At 63.5% G+C, this 17,670-nt stretch carries 24 protein-coding genes; 6 read left to right on the top strand and 18 right to left on the bottom strand.

The features are described 5' to 3' along the window. Positions 1-79 precede the first annotated feature (79 nt). From ureG to ureC, 8 genes are read right to left on the bottom strand one after another with little or no spacing between them, the layout of a single operon-like run. On the bottom strand, positions 80-721 hold the full coding sequence (gene ureG, locus NKJ90_RS20770; protein ID WP_023760251.1) for an urease accessory protein UreG: 642 nt from the start codon (positions 719-721) through the stop codon (positions 80-82). Beyond that, a complete protein-coding gene (locus NKJ90_RS20765) occupies positions 718-1,158 on the bottom strand; it encodes a DUF3995 domain-containing protein (protein ID WP_023760250.1) in 441 nt (146 codons plus the stop codon). Before NKJ90_RS20765 ends, ureG begins: the two co-directional genes overlap by 4 nt. Beyond that, a complete protein-coding gene (locus NKJ90_RS20760; protein ID WP_023760249.1) occupies positions 1,155-1,826 on the bottom strand; it encodes an urease accessory protein UreF in 672 nt (223 codons plus the stop codon). Before NKJ90_RS20760 ends, NKJ90_RS20765 begins: the two co-directional genes overlap by 4 nt. Beyond that, positions 1,819-2,403, bottom strand: coding sequence for an urease accessory protein UreE (gene ureE, locus NKJ90_RS20755; RefSeq protein WP_023760248.1), 585 nt, complete (start codon positions 2,401-2,403; stop codon positions 1,819-1,821). Before ureE ends, NKJ90_RS20760 begins: the two co-directional genes overlap by 8 nt. After that, on the bottom strand, positions 2,400-3,005 hold the full coding sequence (locus NKJ90_RS20750; RefSeq protein ID WP_023760247.1) for a glutathione S-transferase family protein: 606 nt from the start codon (positions 3,003-3,005) through the stop codon (positions 2,400-2,402). Before NKJ90_RS20750 ends, ureE begins: the two co-directional genes overlap by 4 nt. Positions 3,006-3,050: 45 nt before the next feature. Further along, entirely contained in the window at positions 3,051-3,644 is a 594-nt protein-coding gene (locus NKJ90_RS20745; RefSeq protein ID WP_023760246.1) for a hypothetical protein, read from the bottom strand. 31 nt (positions 3,645-3,675) lie between these two features. Continuing rightward, complete coding sequence (locus tag NKJ90_RS20740) at positions 3,676-4,110, bottom strand: YfbO family protein (RefSeq protein ID WP_023760245.1); 435 nt, start codon at positions 4,108-4,110, stop codon at positions 3,676-3,678. A 33-nt stretch (positions 4,111-4,143) separates the two neighbouring features. After that, positions 4,144-5,856, bottom strand: coding sequence for an urease subunit alpha (gene ureC, locus NKJ90_RS20735; protein ID WP_031260536.1), 1,713 nt, complete (start codon positions 5,854-5,856; stop codon positions 4,144-4,146). A 209-nt stretch (positions 5,857-6,065) separates the two neighbouring features. Here ureC and NKJ90_RS20730 point away from each other — a divergent pair, with 209 nt between their 5' ends. Together NKJ90_RS20730 and NKJ90_RS20725 are read left to right on the top strand one after the other, a co-directional pair. Beyond that, entirely contained in the window at positions 6,066-6,443 is a 378-nt protein-coding gene (locus NKJ90_RS20730) for a hypothetical protein (protein ID WP_023760243.1), read from the top strand. A gap of 126 nt (positions 6,444-6,569) precedes the next feature. Next, positions 6,570-7,064 carry a hypothetical protein gene (locus NKJ90_RS20725; RefSeq protein WP_023760242.1) on the top strand — a complete coding sequence of 165 codons (495 nt, stop codon included), beginning with the start codon at positions 6,570-6,572 and terminating at the stop codon, positions 7,062-7,064. 20 nt (positions 7,065-7,084) lie between these two features. On the opposite strand, the gene NKJ90_RS20720 is transcribed toward NKJ90_RS20725, so the two are convergent. Genes NKJ90_RS20720 through NKJ90_RS20700 form a run of 5 tightly spaced genes read right to left on the bottom strand, consistent with a single transcriptional unit; the run spans position 7,085 to position 9,447 of the window. After that, positions 7,085-7,390 carry an urease subunit beta gene (locus NKJ90_RS20720; RefSeq protein ID WP_023760241.1) on the bottom strand — a complete coding sequence of 102 codons (306 nt, stop codon included), beginning with the start codon at positions 7,388-7,390 and terminating at the stop codon, positions 7,085-7,087. A 2-nt stretch (positions 7,391-7,392) separates the two neighbouring features. After that, positions 7,393-7,986, bottom strand: a complete 594-nt coding sequence (locus NKJ90_RS20715; RefSeq protein ID WP_031260534.1) for a HupE/UreJ family protein — start codon at positions 7,984-7,986, stop codon at positions 7,393-7,395. A gap of 31 nt (positions 7,987-8,017) precedes the next feature. After that, positions 8,018-8,272: a DUF1272 domain-containing protein gene (locus tag NKJ90_RS20710; protein ID WP_023760239.1), complete on the bottom strand. Its 255-nt coding sequence runs from the start codon at positions 8,270-8,272 to the stop codon at positions 8,018-8,020. A 10-nt stretch (positions 8,273-8,282) separates the two neighbouring features. After that, complete coding sequence (locus NKJ90_RS20705) at positions 8,283-8,585, bottom strand: urease subunit gamma (protein ID WP_023760238.1); 303 nt, start codon at positions 8,583-8,585, stop codon at positions 8,283-8,285. A gap of 28 nt (positions 8,586-8,613) precedes the next feature. Continuing rightward, a complete protein-coding gene (locus NKJ90_RS20700) occupies positions 8,614-9,447 on the bottom strand; it encodes an urease accessory protein UreD (RefSeq protein WP_023760237.1) in 834 nt (277 codons plus the stop codon). Positions 9,448-9,661: 214 nt separating this feature from the next. Between NKJ90_RS20700 and NKJ90_RS20695 the strand changes: the two genes are divergently transcribed. The 3 genes from NKJ90_RS20695 (at position 9,662) to NKJ90_RS20685 (ending at position 12,007) form a co-directional block, all read left to right on the top strand. Further along, entirely contained in the window at positions 9,662-9,916 is a 255-nt protein-coding gene (locus NKJ90_RS20695) for an acyl carrier protein (protein WP_023760236.1), read from the top strand. Between the two features lie 5 nt (positions 9,917-9,921). Then, positions 9,922-11,130, top strand: coding sequence for a beta-ketoacyl-[acyl-carrier-protein] synthase family protein (locus NKJ90_RS20690; protein ID WP_023760235.1), 1,209 nt, complete (start codon positions 9,922-9,924; stop codon positions 11,128-11,130). Between the two features lie 172 nt (positions 11,131-11,302). Then, positions 11,303-12,007, top strand: coding sequence for a glutathione S-transferase family protein (locus NKJ90_RS20685; protein WP_023760234.1), 705 nt, complete (start codon positions 11,303-11,305; stop codon positions 12,005-12,007). A 30-nt stretch (positions 12,008-12,037) separates the two neighbouring features. On the opposite strand, the gene NKJ90_RS20680 is transcribed toward NKJ90_RS20685, so the two are convergent. The 5 genes from NKJ90_RS20680 to NKJ90_RS20660 all read right to left on the bottom strand — a co-directional run bounded on the left by NKJ90_RS20680 (position 12,038) and on the right by NKJ90_RS20660 (position 16,417). Further along, positions 12,038-12,379, bottom strand: a complete 342-nt coding sequence (locus NKJ90_RS20680; protein ID WP_023760233.1) for a hypothetical protein — start codon at positions 12,377-12,379, stop codon at positions 12,038-12,040. An 85-nt stretch (positions 12,380-12,464) separates the two neighbouring features. Continuing rightward, positions 12,465-13,085 carry a nucleoside triphosphate hydrolase gene (locus tag NKJ90_RS20675; RefSeq protein ID WP_023760232.1) on the bottom strand — a complete coding sequence of 207 codons (621 nt, stop codon included), beginning with the start codon at positions 13,083-13,085 and terminating at the stop codon, positions 12,465-12,467. 130 nt (positions 13,086-13,215) lie between these two features. Further along, positions 13,216-14,316 carry a hypothetical protein gene (locus NKJ90_RS20670; protein WP_023760231.1) on the bottom strand — a complete coding sequence of 367 codons (1,101 nt, stop codon included), beginning with the start codon at positions 14,314-14,316 and terminating at the stop codon, positions 13,216-13,218. 286 nt (positions 14,317-14,602) lie between these two features. Next, complete coding sequence (locus NKJ90_RS20665; RefSeq protein ID WP_245266696.1) at positions 14,603-15,274, bottom strand: hypothetical protein; 672 nt, start codon at positions 15,272-15,274, stop codon at positions 14,603-14,605. Positions 15,275-15,319: 45 nt separating this feature from the next. Then, a complete protein-coding gene (locus NKJ90_RS20660) occupies positions 15,320-16,417 on the bottom strand; it encodes a hypothetical protein (protein WP_352486677.1) in 1,098 nt (365 codons plus the stop codon). A 224-nt stretch (positions 16,418-16,641) separates the two neighbouring features. Between NKJ90_RS20660 and NKJ90_RS20655 the strand changes: the two genes are divergently transcribed. Continuing rightward, positions 16,642-17,532, top strand: a complete 891-nt coding sequence (locus tag NKJ90_RS20655) for a D-alanyl-D-alanine carboxypeptidase family protein (RefSeq protein WP_023760230.1) — start codon at positions 16,642-16,644, stop codon at positions 17,530-17,532. The last annotated feature ends 138 nt before the right edge of the window (positions 17,533-17,670 follow it).

Genomic DNA, 17,670 nt, shown 5'->3' with positions numbered 1-17,670 from the left:
AAAATCCTCCGGTTTTGCCAAGAATGCCGTGGCCAGCCCATGCCCGCAACCGGTTTTGGTTGGTGCAGCGATGGCTATCTCACGCTGCGGTGCTGGCAGCAGCGCCGGCCCTGAGCCCGCCATGCTCGACGATGAAATCGATCACCGCCTGCAGCCCCTTGCCACGCGACAGGTCGGTGAAGCCGAAGGGCCGCTTGCCGCGCATGCGGCCGGCGTCGGTCTCCATCACATCGAGATTGACGTTCACGTAGGGTGCCAGATCGCTCTTGTTGATCACCAGGAAATCGGAGCGGGTGATCGCCGGCCCGCCCTTGCGCGGGATCTCCTCGCCCTGGCAGACCGAGATGACATAGAGCGTCAGGTCGGCGAGATCCGGCGAGAAGGTGGCGGCGAGGTTGTCACCACCGGATTCGATGAACACGATATCGAGATCCGGAAATTTCCGGTTCATCTCGGCGATCGCCTGCAGATTGATCGAGGCATCCTCGCGGATCGCGGTATGCGGGCAACCGCCGGTCTCGACGCCCATGATGCGATCCTCGGGCAGCGCCTGCAGCCGCGCCAGCATCATGGCATCCTCCTTGGTGTAGATGTCGTTGGTGACGACGGCGATCGAGAATTCGTCGCGCAGCGCCTTGCACAGCTTCTCCGTCAGCGTCGTCTTGCCCGAACCGACCGGACCACCAATGCCGACGCGCAGCGGGCCATTTGTCTGTGTCATGCGGGAAACTCCGTGATGGCGAGGATGGCAAAGCCGAGCCCGATCAGCAGGCACAGCGGCGAATAATAACGGACATCGAGCCGCGCGAAAGGCTGTTCCGGCGTCAAGCGCCGCCACCACGGCGTGAAGCCGGCAATGCCGCGTCCAAGGAAGACCAGTCCGATGAGCAGCGACGTGGCGGCGAGGCCTTCCCTGGGAAACGGCGAGGCAAAGACGCCTTCAAGCGCCAGCGGCCATAGCGTCGCCAGGCATAGGCACGCGGCAACGGCGAAACTGGCGAACGGCGTCGGCATCTCGTCGACGCTGCGAAAGCCGACCACTGCGTGGGCGCAGGAGGCCGCATCCTTGCCCGGCCAGATGCCGCCAATGCCCCAATAAACATGCAGAGCGGTGATCAGCAGCAGAACGGTCGAAAGCGCGAAGGCGAGGATGATCATGAGCGGAACAATCGCGAATACTGGGTTTCGTGCTTCATCGCCATGACGTCGGAGACGAAGGCGCAGCCGCCGAGATCGTCCAATGTCGAGCGCGCAGCGCGGGCGGCGGTCGCAACGGCCAGCGGCTCGAAACCGGCAAGCAGGGCGGTTGCCCTGTTTTGGCCAACGACGCCGAGCCGTATCGCGGCCTGGACGAGGTTGGAGAAGAAGGTCTGCAGGAACGCGGACAGCGCATCCCAAAGTGCAATTGAATTGCCGCCGGCAATGGCGCCGACAGTGACGCAATAGGCGCATTCGGCCGGCAAACGCTGGAGAACGGGATTTGGCCAGGCCGCTGCCGCCTTGAGGAAGGCCGCACCCTGCAGCATCGTCTCGATGTAGCGTTCGCGCGAGCTGGCGAGCGCCTCGGCGAGTGCCGCTATTTCATCGAGATCACCAGCGCCGCGTGCTCGGCGCCAGCTTTCTGCGAACAGCACCGCGTCGTTCCAGCCCGAGCCCATCTCGACCAGCGTTTCCAGCCAGGCGGCAAGGCTTTCGCTGTCGACGATCAGCCCGTCATGCACCGCACGCTCGAGGCCATGGCTGTAGGAAAAGCCGCCGACCGGAAAGGCCGGCGACAACCACGCCATCAGCCGCAGCAGGGCGATGTTCGAAGGCTGTTCAGTCATGGTCGTGGTGGTGGCCGGCGTGACCGTGCGAATGGGAATGCGATTCGCCATGTGAGTGGGAATGCGCTTCCGCGTGGCTATGGGCATGCGCATGGCCGTGATCGTGGCTTTGCCCGGAATAGGCGCCGCGCACCGGCTTGAACGGCTCGGAAACGTCGGTCACCGTGGCGCCGAGCCCTTCCAACATCGCCTTGATGACATGGTCGCGCAGGATGAGGATGCGCCCGGCCTCGATGCTGGCCGCGAGATGACGGTTGCCGATATGCCAGGCCAGTTCGGCCAGATGCACGGTGTCGCGAGCCCGGATGTCGTAGACTTCTTCCGGCGCCGCGATGATCTCGATATGGCCGCCATCCTCCAGCACCAGCCGGTCGCCATCGTTCAGGGCGACGGGCTCAGGCAGGTCGACCAGCACCTTGCTGCCGTCGGCAAGTTGGATGGCTCGACGGCGCAGATGCCGCTCGTCATGGGCGAGCACAGCCTGCCCGGATGGCGTGATGGTTCCGGCTTTGTCGGCGGACAGCACCGAGACGGCACGCGGGAATTTGGTGAAGTCGGTGTTGAGATTGAGCTTCATTTCATGGATCCCCCATTTGCTTGCGCCCTTGCGCGGGCAGGTCGCGCCAGCACGCGGTCGAAATAGGCGTTGATGCGGTCGGATTCGATCGGGAACCGGCCGGCGCGGGCCCAGCCGCCAATGTCGCCGAGCAGCACGTCGACAGCCGAGAACCGGTCGCCCAGCGCGAAGGGCCTGTCACCCAGCCGCCGCTCCAGCGCCCTGAGCTCCGAGGCAAAATCGTAGACCGCCGCTGGGCCGACATCGACGCGCATGTCCTTCGGCAGCAGGAAGCGGTGGCGCAGCTTGTTCCACAGTGGCGCCTCCAGCTCGCTTTGGGCAAAATGCATCCAGGAATCCATCTCGGCACGACCGGCTAGGCCCGGGTTGGTCCCCATGCCCATATCGGCGTGTTTGTCTGAGAGATAGACGCAGATCGCCGCCGAATCGGTCACTGTCAGCTCGCCATCGATCAGGATCGGCACCTTGCCCGACGGGTTGAGCGCATAGGCTTCCGGCGAGCGCAGCTTGACCTCGACGAATTCATAGGCCTGCCCGAGTTCCTCGAGCATCCAGAGAACGCGGCTGACCCGGGACCCACGCGATCCGATGGCCTTGTACATGGTTGAAACCTGCCTTTCCCGAGCAACCTAGACCATCGCGTCCGCTCAGACGATGGTGTCGAAGAGCCGCAGGATGAACGATATCTGATAGATGAGCGCCGCCGCGACAAAGGCGATGTGGAAGCGGCTGTCGCGCACCAGGATCGCGACAATGCAGAGCGCGACGAAGACCGGCGTGCGGAACAGGTACTCGTTGCCGAAGCGGGCGAAATGCTCCGGCCCTTTCAGCAGCGTGTCGATCACATCGAGCAGGTACGTCGCCGCCAGCAGGCCGAAGAACCAGGCCCGACGCGAATAGAAGAAATCCTCGTAGCTGGTGTAATCCAGCATCGAATCCGGGAACAGCAGGGCGCAGAGCAGGAACAGCGTGATCGCATAGAAGATGATGAACAGGTACTTGCCGAAGGTCCACGTCTCGATGGCGTAGAGACCGAACTCCCACCACCAAAAATGCACCAGCATCAAAAGCACCGAGGCGACCCAGGCCAGATGCACTGGATAGAGCCGGTACTGGCCGGGATGCTGGACGATGCGCGCCACACCCGACAGCAGGCGGGCGACACCAAGCCCGATCACCATGCCCATGACGATGCGGATGTGCGGGAAGATGTCGTGAGCGGAGGCGATTTCGGTGGCCATTTGTCTGTTCTAGAAGCTTGGAAAGTTGCGGCTAATCATACCAAAGCCATAGCTTTCGGTAACCGGCTGGAATTTCAACCTGCTCGGCGGGTAGGTGATCGACATCTCCCTCCCAGGTCTCGTCCGGCTCAAAGCCTGATGGCAGCCAGCCAGTCACATGTTCTTCGCTGACGCGCGTTGTGATGACGACCTTGTCAGAGAACGGCCATTCTCCATCATCACACTGCACGATGGCTATCCGGACGTCATGAACTTCAGGCCTTTTCCGTATCGACTGAAATGTGGCCAGAACCGTATCATTGTTCAGCGCTTCCGGACTGTTGCACAGCAATCCGGCTTCACCTTCAGCTCCATCGAAATATTCTTCCAATGTAACAAGTGGCATAGTGAGGGGAGCAACGCCGCCATTGTATTTTTGCAGCGCGCCCATTCTCGAAATCAAGGCAAGTTTCTTTTGCTCATCCATGATGGGGTCCGATACTTCGCAGGCGCACCAATCCTAAAACAGAAAATACCTCTGCGCCATCGGCAGCACCGTTGCCGGCTCGCAAGTCAGCAATTCGCCGTCGGCGCGGACCTCGTAGGTTTCCGGGTCGACCTCGATATGCGGCGTGGCGTCGTTGAGCACCATCGAGTGCTTGCCGATGCCGCCGCGGGTGTTTTCGACGGCGACGAACTGCTTTTCGACGCCCAGCCTGCCGTGCAGGCCGGATTCGAACGCTGCCTTCGAAACGAAGGTCACCGACGAGTTGGTCCTTGCCTTGCCATAGGCACCGAACATTGGCCGGTAGTGCATCGGCTGCGGCGTCGGGATCGAGGCGTTGGGGTCGCCCATCGGAGCGGCGGCGATCATGCCGCCGATCAGCACCATATCCGGTTTGACGCCGAAGAAGGCCGGGTTCCACAACACCAGGTCAGCACGTTTTCCGACCGCGATCGAGCCGATATCCTTCGACAGCCCGTGCGCGATGGCCGGATTGATCGTGTATTTGGCGATATAGCGACGGACGCGGAAATTGTCGTTGTTGCCGGTTTCCTGCGGCAGCGACCCGCGTTGCCGCTTCATCTTGTCGGCGGTCTGCCATGTGCGGATCGCCACCTCGCCGACGCGGCCCATGGCTTGCGAATCCGACGAGATGATCGAGAAGGCGCCGATGTCGTGCAAAATGTCTTCCGCCGCGATGGTCTCCTTGCGGATGCGGCTTTCGGCAAAAGCGATGTCTTCGGGGATCGACGGCGACAGATGGTGGCAGACCATCAGCATGTCGAGATGCTCGGCCAGCGTGTTGACCGTGTAGGGCCGTGTCGGATTGGTCGAGGACGGGATGACGTTGGGCAAGCCGCAGACCTTGATGATGTCGGGCGCATGGCCGCCGCCGGCACCCTCGGTGTGGAAGGCGTGGATGGTGCGGCCCTTGATGGCGGCGACGGTGTTTTCAACAAAGCCGGATTCGTTCAGCGTGTCGGTGTGGATCATCACCTGCACGTCGTACGCGTCCGCAACCGACAGGCAGCAGTCGATGGCCGCCGGCGTCGTCCCCCAGTCCTCGTGCAGCTTCAGCGAACAGGCGCCGCCCAGCACCATCTCCTCGAGCGCGGCAGGCAAGGACGCGTTGCCCTTGCCTGACAGGCCGATGTTCATCGGGAAAGCGTCGAAGGACTGGATCATGCGCGCCATGTGCCAAGGCCCAGGCGTACACGTCGTCGCCAGCGTGCCATGCGCCGGGCCGGTGCCGCCGCCAAGCATGGTGGTGATGCCGCTCATCAGCGCTTCCTCGATCTGCTGCGGGCAGATGAAGTGGATATGCGCGTCGAAGCCGCCGGCGGTCAGGATCTTGCCTTCGCCGGCGACGATCTCCGTGCCGGGACCGATGATGATGGTGACGCCATCTTGAGTGTCCGGATTGCCGGCCTTGCCTATTGCCGCAATCCGCCCGTCCCTGAGCCCGATATCGGCCTTGAAGATGCCGGCGCCGGCATCGACCACCAGCGCGTTGGTGATCACGGTGTCGACGGCGCCCTGGGCTCGGGAAACCTGGCTCTGGCCCATGCCGTCGCGGATCACCTTGCCGCCGCCGAATTTCACTTCTTCGCCGTGGATGGTGAGATCCTTCTCGACCTCGATGAACAGTTCCGTGTCGGCAAGCCGCACTTTGTCGCCCACCGTCGGGCCGTACATCTGCGCATAGGCGGCGCGGGTAATTCTGGCCATCAGCGATTGCTCCCAAAATGCGGTTTGCCGAAATGCGGTTTGCCGAAATGTAGTTTGCCGAAATGCAGTTTGATTGAAGTCCGGCACATTGCTGCCATCCAATGGTCACGCAATGACCCACTGGGCGACACCTTCTGATCCCATTTGGCGTTTGAGGTTAGGGGGTCACCCCAAAACGACCGTTTGCCAATCGATGGAAAGGAAAATCCATGCGCAAAACCATAGTTCTTGCCGCTGCCGCTACCCTGATGCTGGCGGGCGCCGCCAGTGCCCAGCAGCAACCCGCGCAGCAGCCAGCTCCGGCGCCGACCACGCCTGCTCCGGCCACCCCGCAGCCGGCCGTACCGACGATCCAGAGCGTCAACATCGTCGACATCACGGAACTGCCAAAGGACACCCAGACGCAGGTCAATCAGGTCATCGCCCAGCGTGGTGACGCCGGCTTGAAGAAACTGCGCAGCTCGATCGACGCCACGCCCAAGGTGAAGTCCGCGCTGGAGGCCAAAGGGCTCAGCTCGGCGCAGGTCGTCGCCGCCAGCATGGAACCCAATGGCGCGCTGACCCTGATTACCAAGAAGGCCAGCTGACAGACGGGCTGGGTGGGCCGGCATTCGGTCCGCCGGCCGCATCGGGACGGGAACCTTCGCCGGGCGGGATTCGTTTTGTTCTCGCGCTAGACCGCGTCCCGAAACGAATTCCCTCAGGAGCGAGCGATGGCGATCACTCCTTTTCCCGCCCAAAGACGGTTGCAGGCCGTCGCCGCAATGGCGTTGCTGGCGGCGGCCGATCCTGTTGCCGGCCTGAAGGCGCAGGGTCTTGAAAGCACGGAGACCGTCAACCGCATTGTCGGCTCGGAGGTCAAGCAGGAAGAGGCCAAGACCACGGCCGAAGCCGGAAACGTCAACACGGCCATCGACCGGACGCGTGAAAACATCGGCCTGGTGCGCAAGACCTCCAAGCTCGACAAGGTCGATATCGTATTCCTGACCGACGCCGCGCGCACCGAAGGCGGCCCACCGGCGGTAATAGAGAGCAAGATCAAGCAGCATCAGGACGACATTACCGAACTGCGCAAGGAGATCGAGGCCAACGCGCTCTTGTTCAATGCAATCGAGTCGCGGCGCGTGCTTGTGCAGGATGTCCTCGCCGTCGAATTCGACGATCCCGGAAAGGTCGTCATCTATGCCGCGGCCAAGCCGTCGAACTGAGCTGACCGCGCTGGCAGATCTCACAGCTTGCCCATCACCTTCTGCTGAAATCCGTAGACCTCGCGCTTGCCGCCAAGCGGCACCAGCGTCACGTCGCGCTCCTGTCCCGGCTCGAAGCGCATGGCCGTGCCGGCGGCGATGTCGAGGCGCATGCCTCTGGCACGCTCGCGGTCGAACTTCAGACCCTCATTGGTCTCGAAGAAATGATAGTGGCTGCCGATTTGGATCGGCCGGTCGCCGCTATTGGCCACTTTCAAGGTGATCGTCGGCAGGCCCTTGTTCAGTTCGATGTCGCCACCCGCTGTGATGATTTCGCCCGGGATCATCTTCACAGCACACCGAAAACGAGGCCGATACCGATCGCCGCGCAAGCGGCACCGGCAGCGCGGGACAGGCCACGGGACCGGCTGCCGAGACCGAGCCCGGCGGCGATGCCGGTGGCATGCAGGAGCGCGGTGGCGATCGCAAAGCCAGCCATGTATTCGAGCCCGCCGGCATTCTCCGGTATTTCGGTGCCATGGGCGTGGCCATGCAACAGCGCGAACAGGCCGATGATGGCAATGCCTGCCGAGACCGGGAGATCGACCGCCAGGGTCACCAGCAGCCCGAGCACCACGACCGATGCCAGAATGCCCGGTTCGACGAAGGGCAGGGGCATATGCAGCATGCCGAGCGCGCCGCCGGCCAGCATGACGCCGACAAAGGCCGCCGGCCAGGCAAGAACCGCCTTGCCGCCCTTGAGCGCTGCCCACAGTCCGACCGCGATCATCACGGTCATGTGATCGAGACCGGTGAGCGGGTGCATGAAGCCGGCCGTGAAGGAGGAGGTCGTGCCGATGCCGACATGGGCATAGGCCGGCATGGACGCCGCCAGAAGTGGAATTGTGGAAAGCGAAGCGCGTTTCATCGGAGCAGGGATCATCGAAATGCCTTCTGGTTAAGGGGCGCGGTGTTCAAGCAGCCTTGCGAGGGCCGCAGCCTTCGGCCTTGAGAACGCGTTTGGTCGAGGCAGGGTATTTCTTCAGCATCGCCGCCGGGCGGATCGGCCGTGCGGAAAAATTGCCCCCGCAATTGGGGCAGATGCCACCCAGCACATGCTCCACGCAGTCGGCGCAAAAGGTGCACTCGAAGGTGCATATCAACGCATCCGTTGCCTCCGGCGGCAAGCCCTTGTCGCAGCATTCGCAGTTGGGGCGCAGCTCAAGCATCTTTTCTTCCTCACCGTATCGGTTCGTGCACGGTCACCAGCTTGGTGCCGTCGGGAAATGTCGCCTCGACCTGCACGTCGTGAATCATCTCGGCGATGCCTTCCATGACTTGCGCGCGGGTGACGACATGGGCACCGGCCTCCATCAGGTCGGCGACCGGGCGGCCGTCGCGGGCACCCTCGACGACGAAGTCGGTGATCAGGGCGATCGCTTCCGGATGGTTGAGCTTGACGCCGCGTTCGAGCCGCTTGCGCGCCACGATCGCCGCCATGGCGATCAGCAGCTTGTCCTTTTCCCTCGGCGTCAGGTTCATGCGTTTTCCCAGACTGGTAGCGACAGGCCTACAGTGACCATAATTTGGGCAACCCCGCCCTTCCATTGAGCAATTCGATGAGTGGAACCAGCCGCTGGCGCAGCCGGTAGCTATCCCCGGCGTAGAGCCTCGCAAGAAGCTTGCCAGATTTCTTGACGCTCCAGACGCTGGCGCTGCCGTGGTCGCCGACGATCTCCAGAACCGGTTCGAGCAGCGCTTCGGCCCGCGGCGAAACCAGCAGCAGCGTCGCCATCGCGATCGCGCCGCCGGCAACCGCCGGGCGGTCGAGCGTGGCGGCGATATCGGGTCCGATGCGGAAATCCTCGGCATGAATGAGGCATCCGTCCTGGCGCACACGCCAGCGGTCATGGAAGTTGCCCTGCGTGGCACGTTCGCCCATTGCCAGGCGGCCGAAGACGGTGACTTCCAGCACCAGCGCCTCGGCGCCAGCGGCAAGCTCGACGTCGAGCTTACGGGCAAAGGCCGCCCGGTCGTAGACGATGGTTTCCTGCGGCAGCCAGGCAACGCGGCCGTTTTCACCGACCGACAAATTGACCCGCACCTCGGCACGATCGGATGCCGCCCGATAGATCTTCTCGCAAGCCTGGGTCGTGATCGATGCCGATGCGGCCGCGCCGACATCCACGTCCCAGGCGATCCGGTCGCCGCCGGTCATTCCACCGGCGGTGTTGATCAGCACCGCTTCGAGCGGATCGGCCGAGACGGCCGGCATCCTTATTTTGGCGGCACCGTCCTGATAGAGGCCCCGCAGGCGCGTGCGACCGTCACTGAGTGCGCAGGAAAGCCGCGCCACGCCCGCAACGCGCTGCGTCGAAATCCCGCCATGTTCAGCCGTATCCATGCCTGCACGTTAAGCACTCCGGCGGCTTTGTCGATATGGAGTTCGATATAGCTTGTTGCTTGACAACGTTTCGGTTTCTATAGAGGGAACCACCTTGGTACGGTCACAGAGCGCTTGGCGGGGGTATAAAACGACGACGGCGGCTTGATACCAGGAGAATAGGGGCGCTGCTCAGTTGGCGTCGGGAAACGCGACACAGTGGGGAAGAAACCGAATGGCCGACCAGCTGGCAACGGATATCATCGCGAAGATCAAGGCTCATGCCGAGCCGGGTGGCGAGGAAATCACCACCAACACCGAATTGACCTCGCTTGGTATCCATTCGCTCGAGCTGACCGAGATCATCTTCGATCTTGAGGAAGAGTATGGCATCGAGATCGAGATGAACACGGTCGACGCCTGGAGCAATCTGAAGAATGTCGGCGATATGGTCGAAGCTGTCCGCGCGCTGATCGCGAAAAAAGCCTGAACTGAATGCGGCAGCGCGTCGTCATTACCGGCATGGGCGGCATTTGCGGGCTCGGCACCAGCGCGCCTGCGATCTGGAACGAGATGCGCGCCGGCCGCTCGGCCATAGGCCAGATCACAAGTCCGCAACTGCATGATTTGAAGGTCAAGGTCGGCTGCGAAATCAAGACGCTTCCCGATCACGGCATCGACCGCAAGCAGACCGTGTCGATGGACCGCTTCAGCCTGCTGGCGACGATCGCGGCCAGGGAAGCCATGCAGCAGTCCGGACTGGTTTCGAATGATGCCACCACCTATCGGATGGGCACCGTCGTCGGTGTCGGCGTCTGCGGCTGGGAAGCGATCGAGGAGAACTATCGCGCCATCCTGATCGAGGGCAGGAATCGCGCCGGCATCTTCACCGTGCCAAAGGTGATGCCAAGTGCCGCATCCGGTCATGTCAGCATGAATCTCGGCCTGCGCGGGCCGGTCTTCGGCGTCACGTCGGCCTGCTCGTCGTCCAATCACGCCATTACCTCGGCCGTCGACCAGATCAGGCTCGGCCGCGCCGACGTGATGGTTGCCGGCGGCACCGATGCGCCGCTGGTCTGGGGCGTCCTGAAGGGATGGGAAGCGCTGCGGGTTCTGGCACCGGACACCTGCCGGCCATTTTCGGCCGATCGCCAGGGCCTGTCGCTTGGCGAAGGTGCCGGCATGGCGGTGCTGGAGAGCTACGAACACGCCATGGCGCGCGGCGCCACCATTCTTGCCGAGATTGCCGGCGCCGGCCTTTCCGCCGACGCGTCCGACATCGTCGCGCCGACCATCGAAGGACCGACGGCCGCCATGCGCGCCTGCCTGGCCGACGCCGGGTTCAATCCCGAGGATGTCGACTACCTCAATGCCCACGGCACCGGCACCAAGGCCAACGACCAGATCGAGACGGCGGCGATCAAGCGCGTCTTCGGCGACCATGCCTACAAGCTCTCGATGTCGTCGACCAAGTCGATGCATGCCCATTGCCTCGGCGCATCGGGCGCGCTCGAGTTGATTGCCTGCGTGATGGCGATCCGCGAAGGCATCGTGCCGCCGACGGCCAATTTTCGCGAGGCCGATCCCGATTGCGATCTCGACGTCACGCCGAATGTGGCGCGCGGGCGCAAGGTGCGCACCGCGATCAGCAACGGCTTCGCGTTTGGCGGCACCAATGCGGTGCTGGCCTTCAAGGCCGTCTGATCCTGCATCGGCCGTTACAGCTACCCGGGGCGATCCCGGTCGTCCCAGAGTTGACCGTCCGTGCACGATGAAACGTTCACCGCCATATTGATCGTGACGTTTGGCGCATCTAATTCTTGGCCGCCCCCGCCAAATCGTGCCGCTCGGCGCAAATCCCCTTCAGGAGTTTCCCATGGCCGACCTGTCCGCCTTCCCGATCGCAACGCGCTGGCCAGCCAAACACCCGGACCGGATCCAGCTCTACTCGGCGACAACGCCGAACGGCGTGAAGATATCGATCGCCCTGGAAGAAATCGGCCTGCCCTACGAGCCGCATCTGGTCAACATCAGCAAGAACGAAAGCTGGACGCCGGAATTCCTGTCGCTCAATCCCAATGGCAAGATACCGGCGATCATCGACCCGAACGGTCCGGACGGCAAGCCGATCGGCCTGTTCGAATCCGGCGCCATCCTGCTCTACCTCGCCGAAAAGACCGGCCTGCTCATGCCCGTGGACGCGGCGCGCCGCTACGAGACCATCCAGTGGGTGTTCTTTCAGATGGCCTCGGTCGGGCCGATGTTCGGCCAGGTCGGTTTCTTCCACAAATTCGCCGGCCGCGAGATCGCCGACAAGCGCCCGCTGGAGCGCTATCGCGATGAATCGCGGCGGCTGCTCGGCGTCCTCGATAGCAGGCTGAAGGGCCGCAAATGGATCATGAGCAATGACTACACTATTGCCGATATCTCGCTGCTCGGCTGGGTACGAAACCTGATCGGCTTCTACGAAGCGCGCGACCTCGTCGGTTTCGACGATTTCACCAATGTGGCGGCGTGGCTGGAACGCGGCCTGGCGCGGCCTGCCGTGCAGAAGGGCCTGACCATCCCGGCCAGAGCCTGACCCCCCAAACCTGCGAGCTTTGAGAAGGCTCTACTTCGCCTTGGCTTTCGAATCGCCCTTGCCCACCACGGATGCTGCAAGCGATGCAGTACTCCTGGCGGCGGCGACGACGGCGCCTGCAGCCACATTGGCCGCAGCCTTGACCGTACGCAATGCGCTGCTCGAAATAGAACCGTCAGCGCCTGCTGGTTTCTTGGGCTTTGCGGTTTTCGGCGCGGCTTTCGCGGCCGCCGGCACCACTTTCTTCGGCGCTGCCTTGCCGAAGGCCGGCTTGGTATCCTTGGAACGCGCCGTGGTTGCCGGGCCGGCGCCTGCCTTGGATTGGGTTGCCTTGCCCTTGGAGGGCGCGGGCTTTCTTGCCTTCTGTGCCATCGGACGGACTCCCTTCTTGGCAGAATTGCCTTGTCCGCGATAACGGCCTGAAAGTCTTAAGGTTCCCCTTGCGCAATCCGTAGAATCAAGCGGAAAGGCCGATCACTAGGTCGGCAGCGCGGCGGCGAGCGATAACCCGGTCGATGTTGGGCATGTCGTTTGAAGCGATCCAGGCGCGCGCATCCTCATCGGAGCGGCCGTGCCCATGCCAGCGCTCCAGCAGGCGGCGCTCGAGCTCGTCACGCGGCACGTCGACGAAGATCGAGAAATCGAACAGCGGCGCCAGCCGCGACCACGGTTCCTCGTCGAGCAGCAGGTAATTGCCCTCGACCAGGATGAACTTGGTCTCGGTGGCGACGATCGAGGCGGCGGCGCGCGACAGTTCAAGGCTCCGGTCGAAGACCGGTATGGCGATATCGGGTTCGCCGGCCCGGATGCGCTTCAGCAGGGCCTCAAAACCGGCAAAGTCAAAGGTTTCCGGCGCACCCTTTCGCGCGCGCAGGCCGCGCTGCTCGAGCACGGCGTCGTCATAGTGGAAGCCGTCCATCGGCACGACCTCCGAAGTGCCTTCGGGCAACAGCTCACGCAGCCTCGCCGACAGCGTCGACTTGCCGGCGCCAGGCGGCCCGGCAATGGCGACGATGAAGCGGCTTGCCTTGCCGGCACGCTTGAAGATGGTGGCGGCGAGATGGGCGATTTCGGACATTGGAGCCTCTCTCTGGCCTGCATGATCGCCAGGATAACCACAATCGCGGCATCTTGTCGGCAGCAAGCGGAAATTTCAAACCGGAATTTGCGCGCCAACGTTCCTTGAGAACAAACAGGAAGCCATCCGATCAAGCTGCCGCCGTTCGCCCTATGCGCAGGAAGTCGCTGTCGAAGGGAACCTCCCAGGCCGAGCTGCCGGTTGCCAGCCGCATTCGGCCATCCTTAGTCGTGACCTCCTGCGGCGGCCCGCCGCCGGACAGCGGCATGGCGCCGATCACATGGCGAAAGGAAACGCTGCGGCCTTCGCCAAGCGCAAAGGCGGTCGCCACGCCTTCGCGCGTCAGCCAGTTGTCGGCGATCGAGGCAGCATGGCCTATCGCCGTTCGGCCATCCTCGATGCCGAGCACGCCGCGGTGGCGGCCGCTCCAGGGCGCGTAGTCGCGTCCGCCATTGCTGAACCACAGCATGGTGATCGGCAGCTCGGAGGGGTTCTTCAGCACCAGCACCAGGTCCTGTTCGGCCTCACGCGCCAGGGCGGTCCAGCCCGGCCCGCCATGATCGGCCTCGACCAGCGTCAGGAAATCCTCGCGGCGGTCGCCCATGCGATATTCCGTCAGGTCGAGCGTGCCGCCGCCGGCGGCGGGAAAATGCCCGAGATCGGCGGACCGACCGGGGTAAGCCAGCATGAAGCGGCCGCGCGCCGGATCCGGCTCCAGCGGATCGTCCGGCGTCGCGGCGAACAGCTTTGGCGAAAAGGCCAGCCTGCCGCCGCCCGTCATCGCCGTCATCGGGTGATGGGCGACCGAGATCGCGCCATGACCGCCGGAAAACACATGCTCCTGGTAGAGGAAGGGATGGCCGTCGCGCAGCGTCAGGATCTTGTCGACTAAAGCGCCCATCACCTTGTGCCGCAAGCGGTAGACCGCACGCCAGCCATCTTCCGTCGCGGCACTCTCGACGACGTCCCAGGCGCTGTTGGCCGGCCAGCCATGCAGCGGCGCCTCCTCGACATCGCTGCGTGAAAACGGCGCGCAGAGAAAATCGCCGGACAGCCGGACGGTGCCTTCAGGCAGATCATCCGGCAGCGTCTCGCCCGCGTCGACCCAAGGTGCGCGGTGCAGCGGCCTTAATTGCCGCCCGCCGCCCTCGACGACCATGTCGGCGATGTGGCCGACGGTGAGGTCGAGAGAAACCGAAATATCCCTGGCCTTGATGGTGCTGACAGTCATTGCGCTCTCACCGATTCTGAATGCGCAACCAGAACCCTTCGGCGCCGGTTGCGCAAGGATGATGTCGGGCATTTCGTATCAAAAGGAGGGTGGCGACTGATCGCCGAACGTCGGCGCTGCCCCCGCTCCGCCTCGCTGCGCGAGGCACCTCTCCCCCGCTTTGCGGGGGCGAGGAACCCAAGTTCTGCAAGACTGGCCTTTCGAAGTTGGCGGTTCCTCGCCCCACGAAAGTGGGGAGAGGTGGCTCGGCGAAGCCGAGACGGAGAGGGGAATGGCACCGCCCCCTCTACTGCCGCTTGTACTCCCGCACCGGCGACTTGGTGTCGTCGGTGTAGGTGACCTGCACCGACATCGATTTCACGCTGTCGGCGACCTTGAAATAACCCTTGGCATCGTAAGGGATGGCGTAAGGGTCCTTCTTGTCGCAAGGCGGTATCTCGAGCGACTTGTCGAGCGCGGCACCGTTCAGGCTGTAGTGCACCTCCTTGATGGCGCAGCGGTAGGACAGCATCTGCGTGAAATAGACCAGGCCGTGGTTGCCGCCGGCATCGAAGGCGATCCACGACGTCCAGAACTGGTCGAGGATCTGCTTGTTGCCTTGCTGGAGTGCTGTCTCAGGATCGAAACGGATGTCGAACGGGCCAGTTTCGCGGCCCCTGATGTCGAGATATTTGATCGCGATAATCCCGGCCGCGGTGCTGTCGGGCATCTCGAAGCTCGGATTGGCCATCGGCTTGCCGGTGGTCTGGTCGTTCATCGCCAGAAAACCGGTGTCGGTGAACGGACCGCTGTCGCCCATGCGCCAGGAGATGGCGGTCGCCGGCTCCGGCAGCGAGATGGTCATCGACCAGCCCTGGTTGGAGCGCATCGGCGTCAGCGAAGGCACGAAGCGGGCTGGGTCGAGCACGTCGCCGAGGGCTGCCAGCCGGCTGCGGCTGCGGTCCAGCCAGTCGGCCAACTGCGTCTGGTCGACGAAATATTTGAGCAGCCCGCCATCCTTTTCCTAGGAAACGAATTTGGTCAGCGCCTTGGCCTCGTTGCGCTTGTCGGCCAGCGTCTGGGCGCCGAGACGGTCTTCCGAGAACTCCTGCGCCAACAGGAAATAGGCCGGCGCGAAATCCGCATTGGCCGCGATGAAAGCGTTGAGCTTCTCGAGGCGCTGGGCGTCGTCGAATTGCAATATATGCACCAGCTTGATCGACAGCGCCTTGCCCTTGTCGGCAAGCGCGCCGAACACCTCGCGGGCGCCGGCCTTGCCGTCCTGGACCCGAAGCAGCGTGGCAAAGCGCGTGTAGGGGTCGATGGCATCGACATCGAAACCGGCAAAGGCGAGATACGAGCGCCGCGCGTTGAGCATGTCGCCCGAAAGCTCGTAGACGCGGGCATTGTGGTAGAACTCGTCCGGCCGCTTCGGCTCGGCGATCGCCCCGCCTTGCGCGGCAAGGGCGGCAAAGCCCTTGGCGATGGTGTCGATCGAGGCGGCGATCTGCTGCATCGTCGCCTGCAGCTTCTCGGTCTGGGCCTGTTGCTGCGCCTGGCCGGCGGCCAGCGTCTCGGTCTGCTTCTTCACCTCTTCGGTGGTCTTCTGCACCTGCGCGGTCTGCTGCGTCTGCTGCTGCTGGGCGTTGGCGATCTCGTCGGTCTTCTTCACCACCGTGTCGGTCGACTGTTTGACCGCTTCGACCGTCTTCTGCGTCTGCGTGACCGTCTGCTCGATCTTGGCCACCTTGGCCGAAACGATGCCCAGCGACTGCTGCAGCCCGGCGATGGCTGGCACCAGGCTGGCGATCACCCCGTTCTGGGCGTTGGTCTGCTGTTGCAGGCCGTAGACGCCGCCGGCGACGGCGGCAGCACTTGTGGCGAAGATCAAGGCCGGCAGCGCCTTGGCCGCCAGCACCAGCCTGAGCACGATGGCAATGGCGATGATGACGGCAGCCACCGAGGCGGCCAGCGCGATATAGGCGGCGAACGGCGCCAGCGGATTGAGGATATCGGAAGCCGCACCTCCGATAAAGGCGACGCTGCCGGCCCATTTGCCGGTGCGGCTGAGCGATGCCCTGATAAGCGAGGGCGCCGCGCCCCCGGCCCCGATGTCAATCATGCCAAGCCCCCAAGCCGCCAGATACCGCGACTTCCCACAGGAAACGTGGTTTTGGCAAGGAAAGACACGGGAAACAGGCCGTTTCGGGGCGCTTTTCGGAGGAACCAGGTCCTGCGCGGCCTCGACAATCCTGGGGCTAACCTCCATTAACCAAATGGACGCAGCTGACGCGTTACGTTAGCTTCGCCTTATCTCAGCAACAGCTTGACCGAACAGACTTGCCCTTGCCCCACCTGCGTCCCCTTCCGCTCATCCAGCGCGTTTTTGCGGTCCTTGGCCTGTTGCTGCTGTTTGCCGGCTGCACGACCGTGACGCCGCCGGACGCCGTATTGGCGGTACCGGCGCCGCCGCAGAAATATGCCGCCATCGTCGTCGACGCCGGGACCGGCAAGCAGCTGTTCGAGGTCAACTCGACGGCGCAGCGCTATCCGGCCTCGCTGACCAAGATGATGACGCTGTACCTGCTGTTCGAGGCGCTGGATGCCGGCCGCCTCACCAAGGAAACGCAGATCCCGGTTTCGGACCATGCCGCCTCGCAGCCGCCGACCAAGATGCGCTTCCGGCGCGGCGAGAGCATCGACGTCGATTCCGCGATCCGCGCCATCGTCGTCAAATCGGCCAATGACGTGGCGGTGGCGGTCGGCGAATATCTCGGCGGCTCGGAGGATCAATTCGCCGCCATGATGACATCCAAGGCGCGCCAGCTCGGCATGACCAGCACCTCGTTCCGCAACGCGTCCGGCCTGCCCGACGATGGCCAGATGACGACCGCGCGCGACATGGCGGTGCTCGGCATGGCGTTGCATCGGCGGTTTCCACAGCAGTTCCACTACTTTTCCGAAAGCGACTTCATGTTCCGCGGCAGGTTGGTGCGCGGCCATAACGACATGCTCGGTCGCGTGCACGGCGTCGACGGCATCAAGACCGGCTACATTAGGGCCTCGGGCTTCAACATCGTCACCTCCTACAATGCCGACGGCCGCAATCTGATCGTGGTGGTGATGGGCGCCGACAGCGCCCGCCAGCGCAACGACCATGTCGAAGCGCTGATCCAGCGCAGTCTGTCGCCCGCGATGGCCGACACCAAGACCAGGCTGATGTTCGCCAAGCAGTGAGGAGTGGTACGCGCAGCGGACAAAAAGCCAATTGCTTGGCTTTTTGAACGACGACCGGTGAAGCCCCGGTCCGCCTTCGGGCGGATCGAAAGGTCCAGTGGACCTTTTGAAGGGGCTGAACGCCCGAAGGGCAGGGAG

The sequence above is a fragment of the Mesorhizobium sp. M0051 genome, from assembly GCF_040323235.1.
Classification (GTDB): domain Bacteria; phylum Pseudomonadota; class Alphaproteobacteria; order Rhizobiales; family Rhizobiaceae; genus Mesorhizobium.
This window is presented reverse-complemented; position numbering and strand designations above follow the sequence as displayed.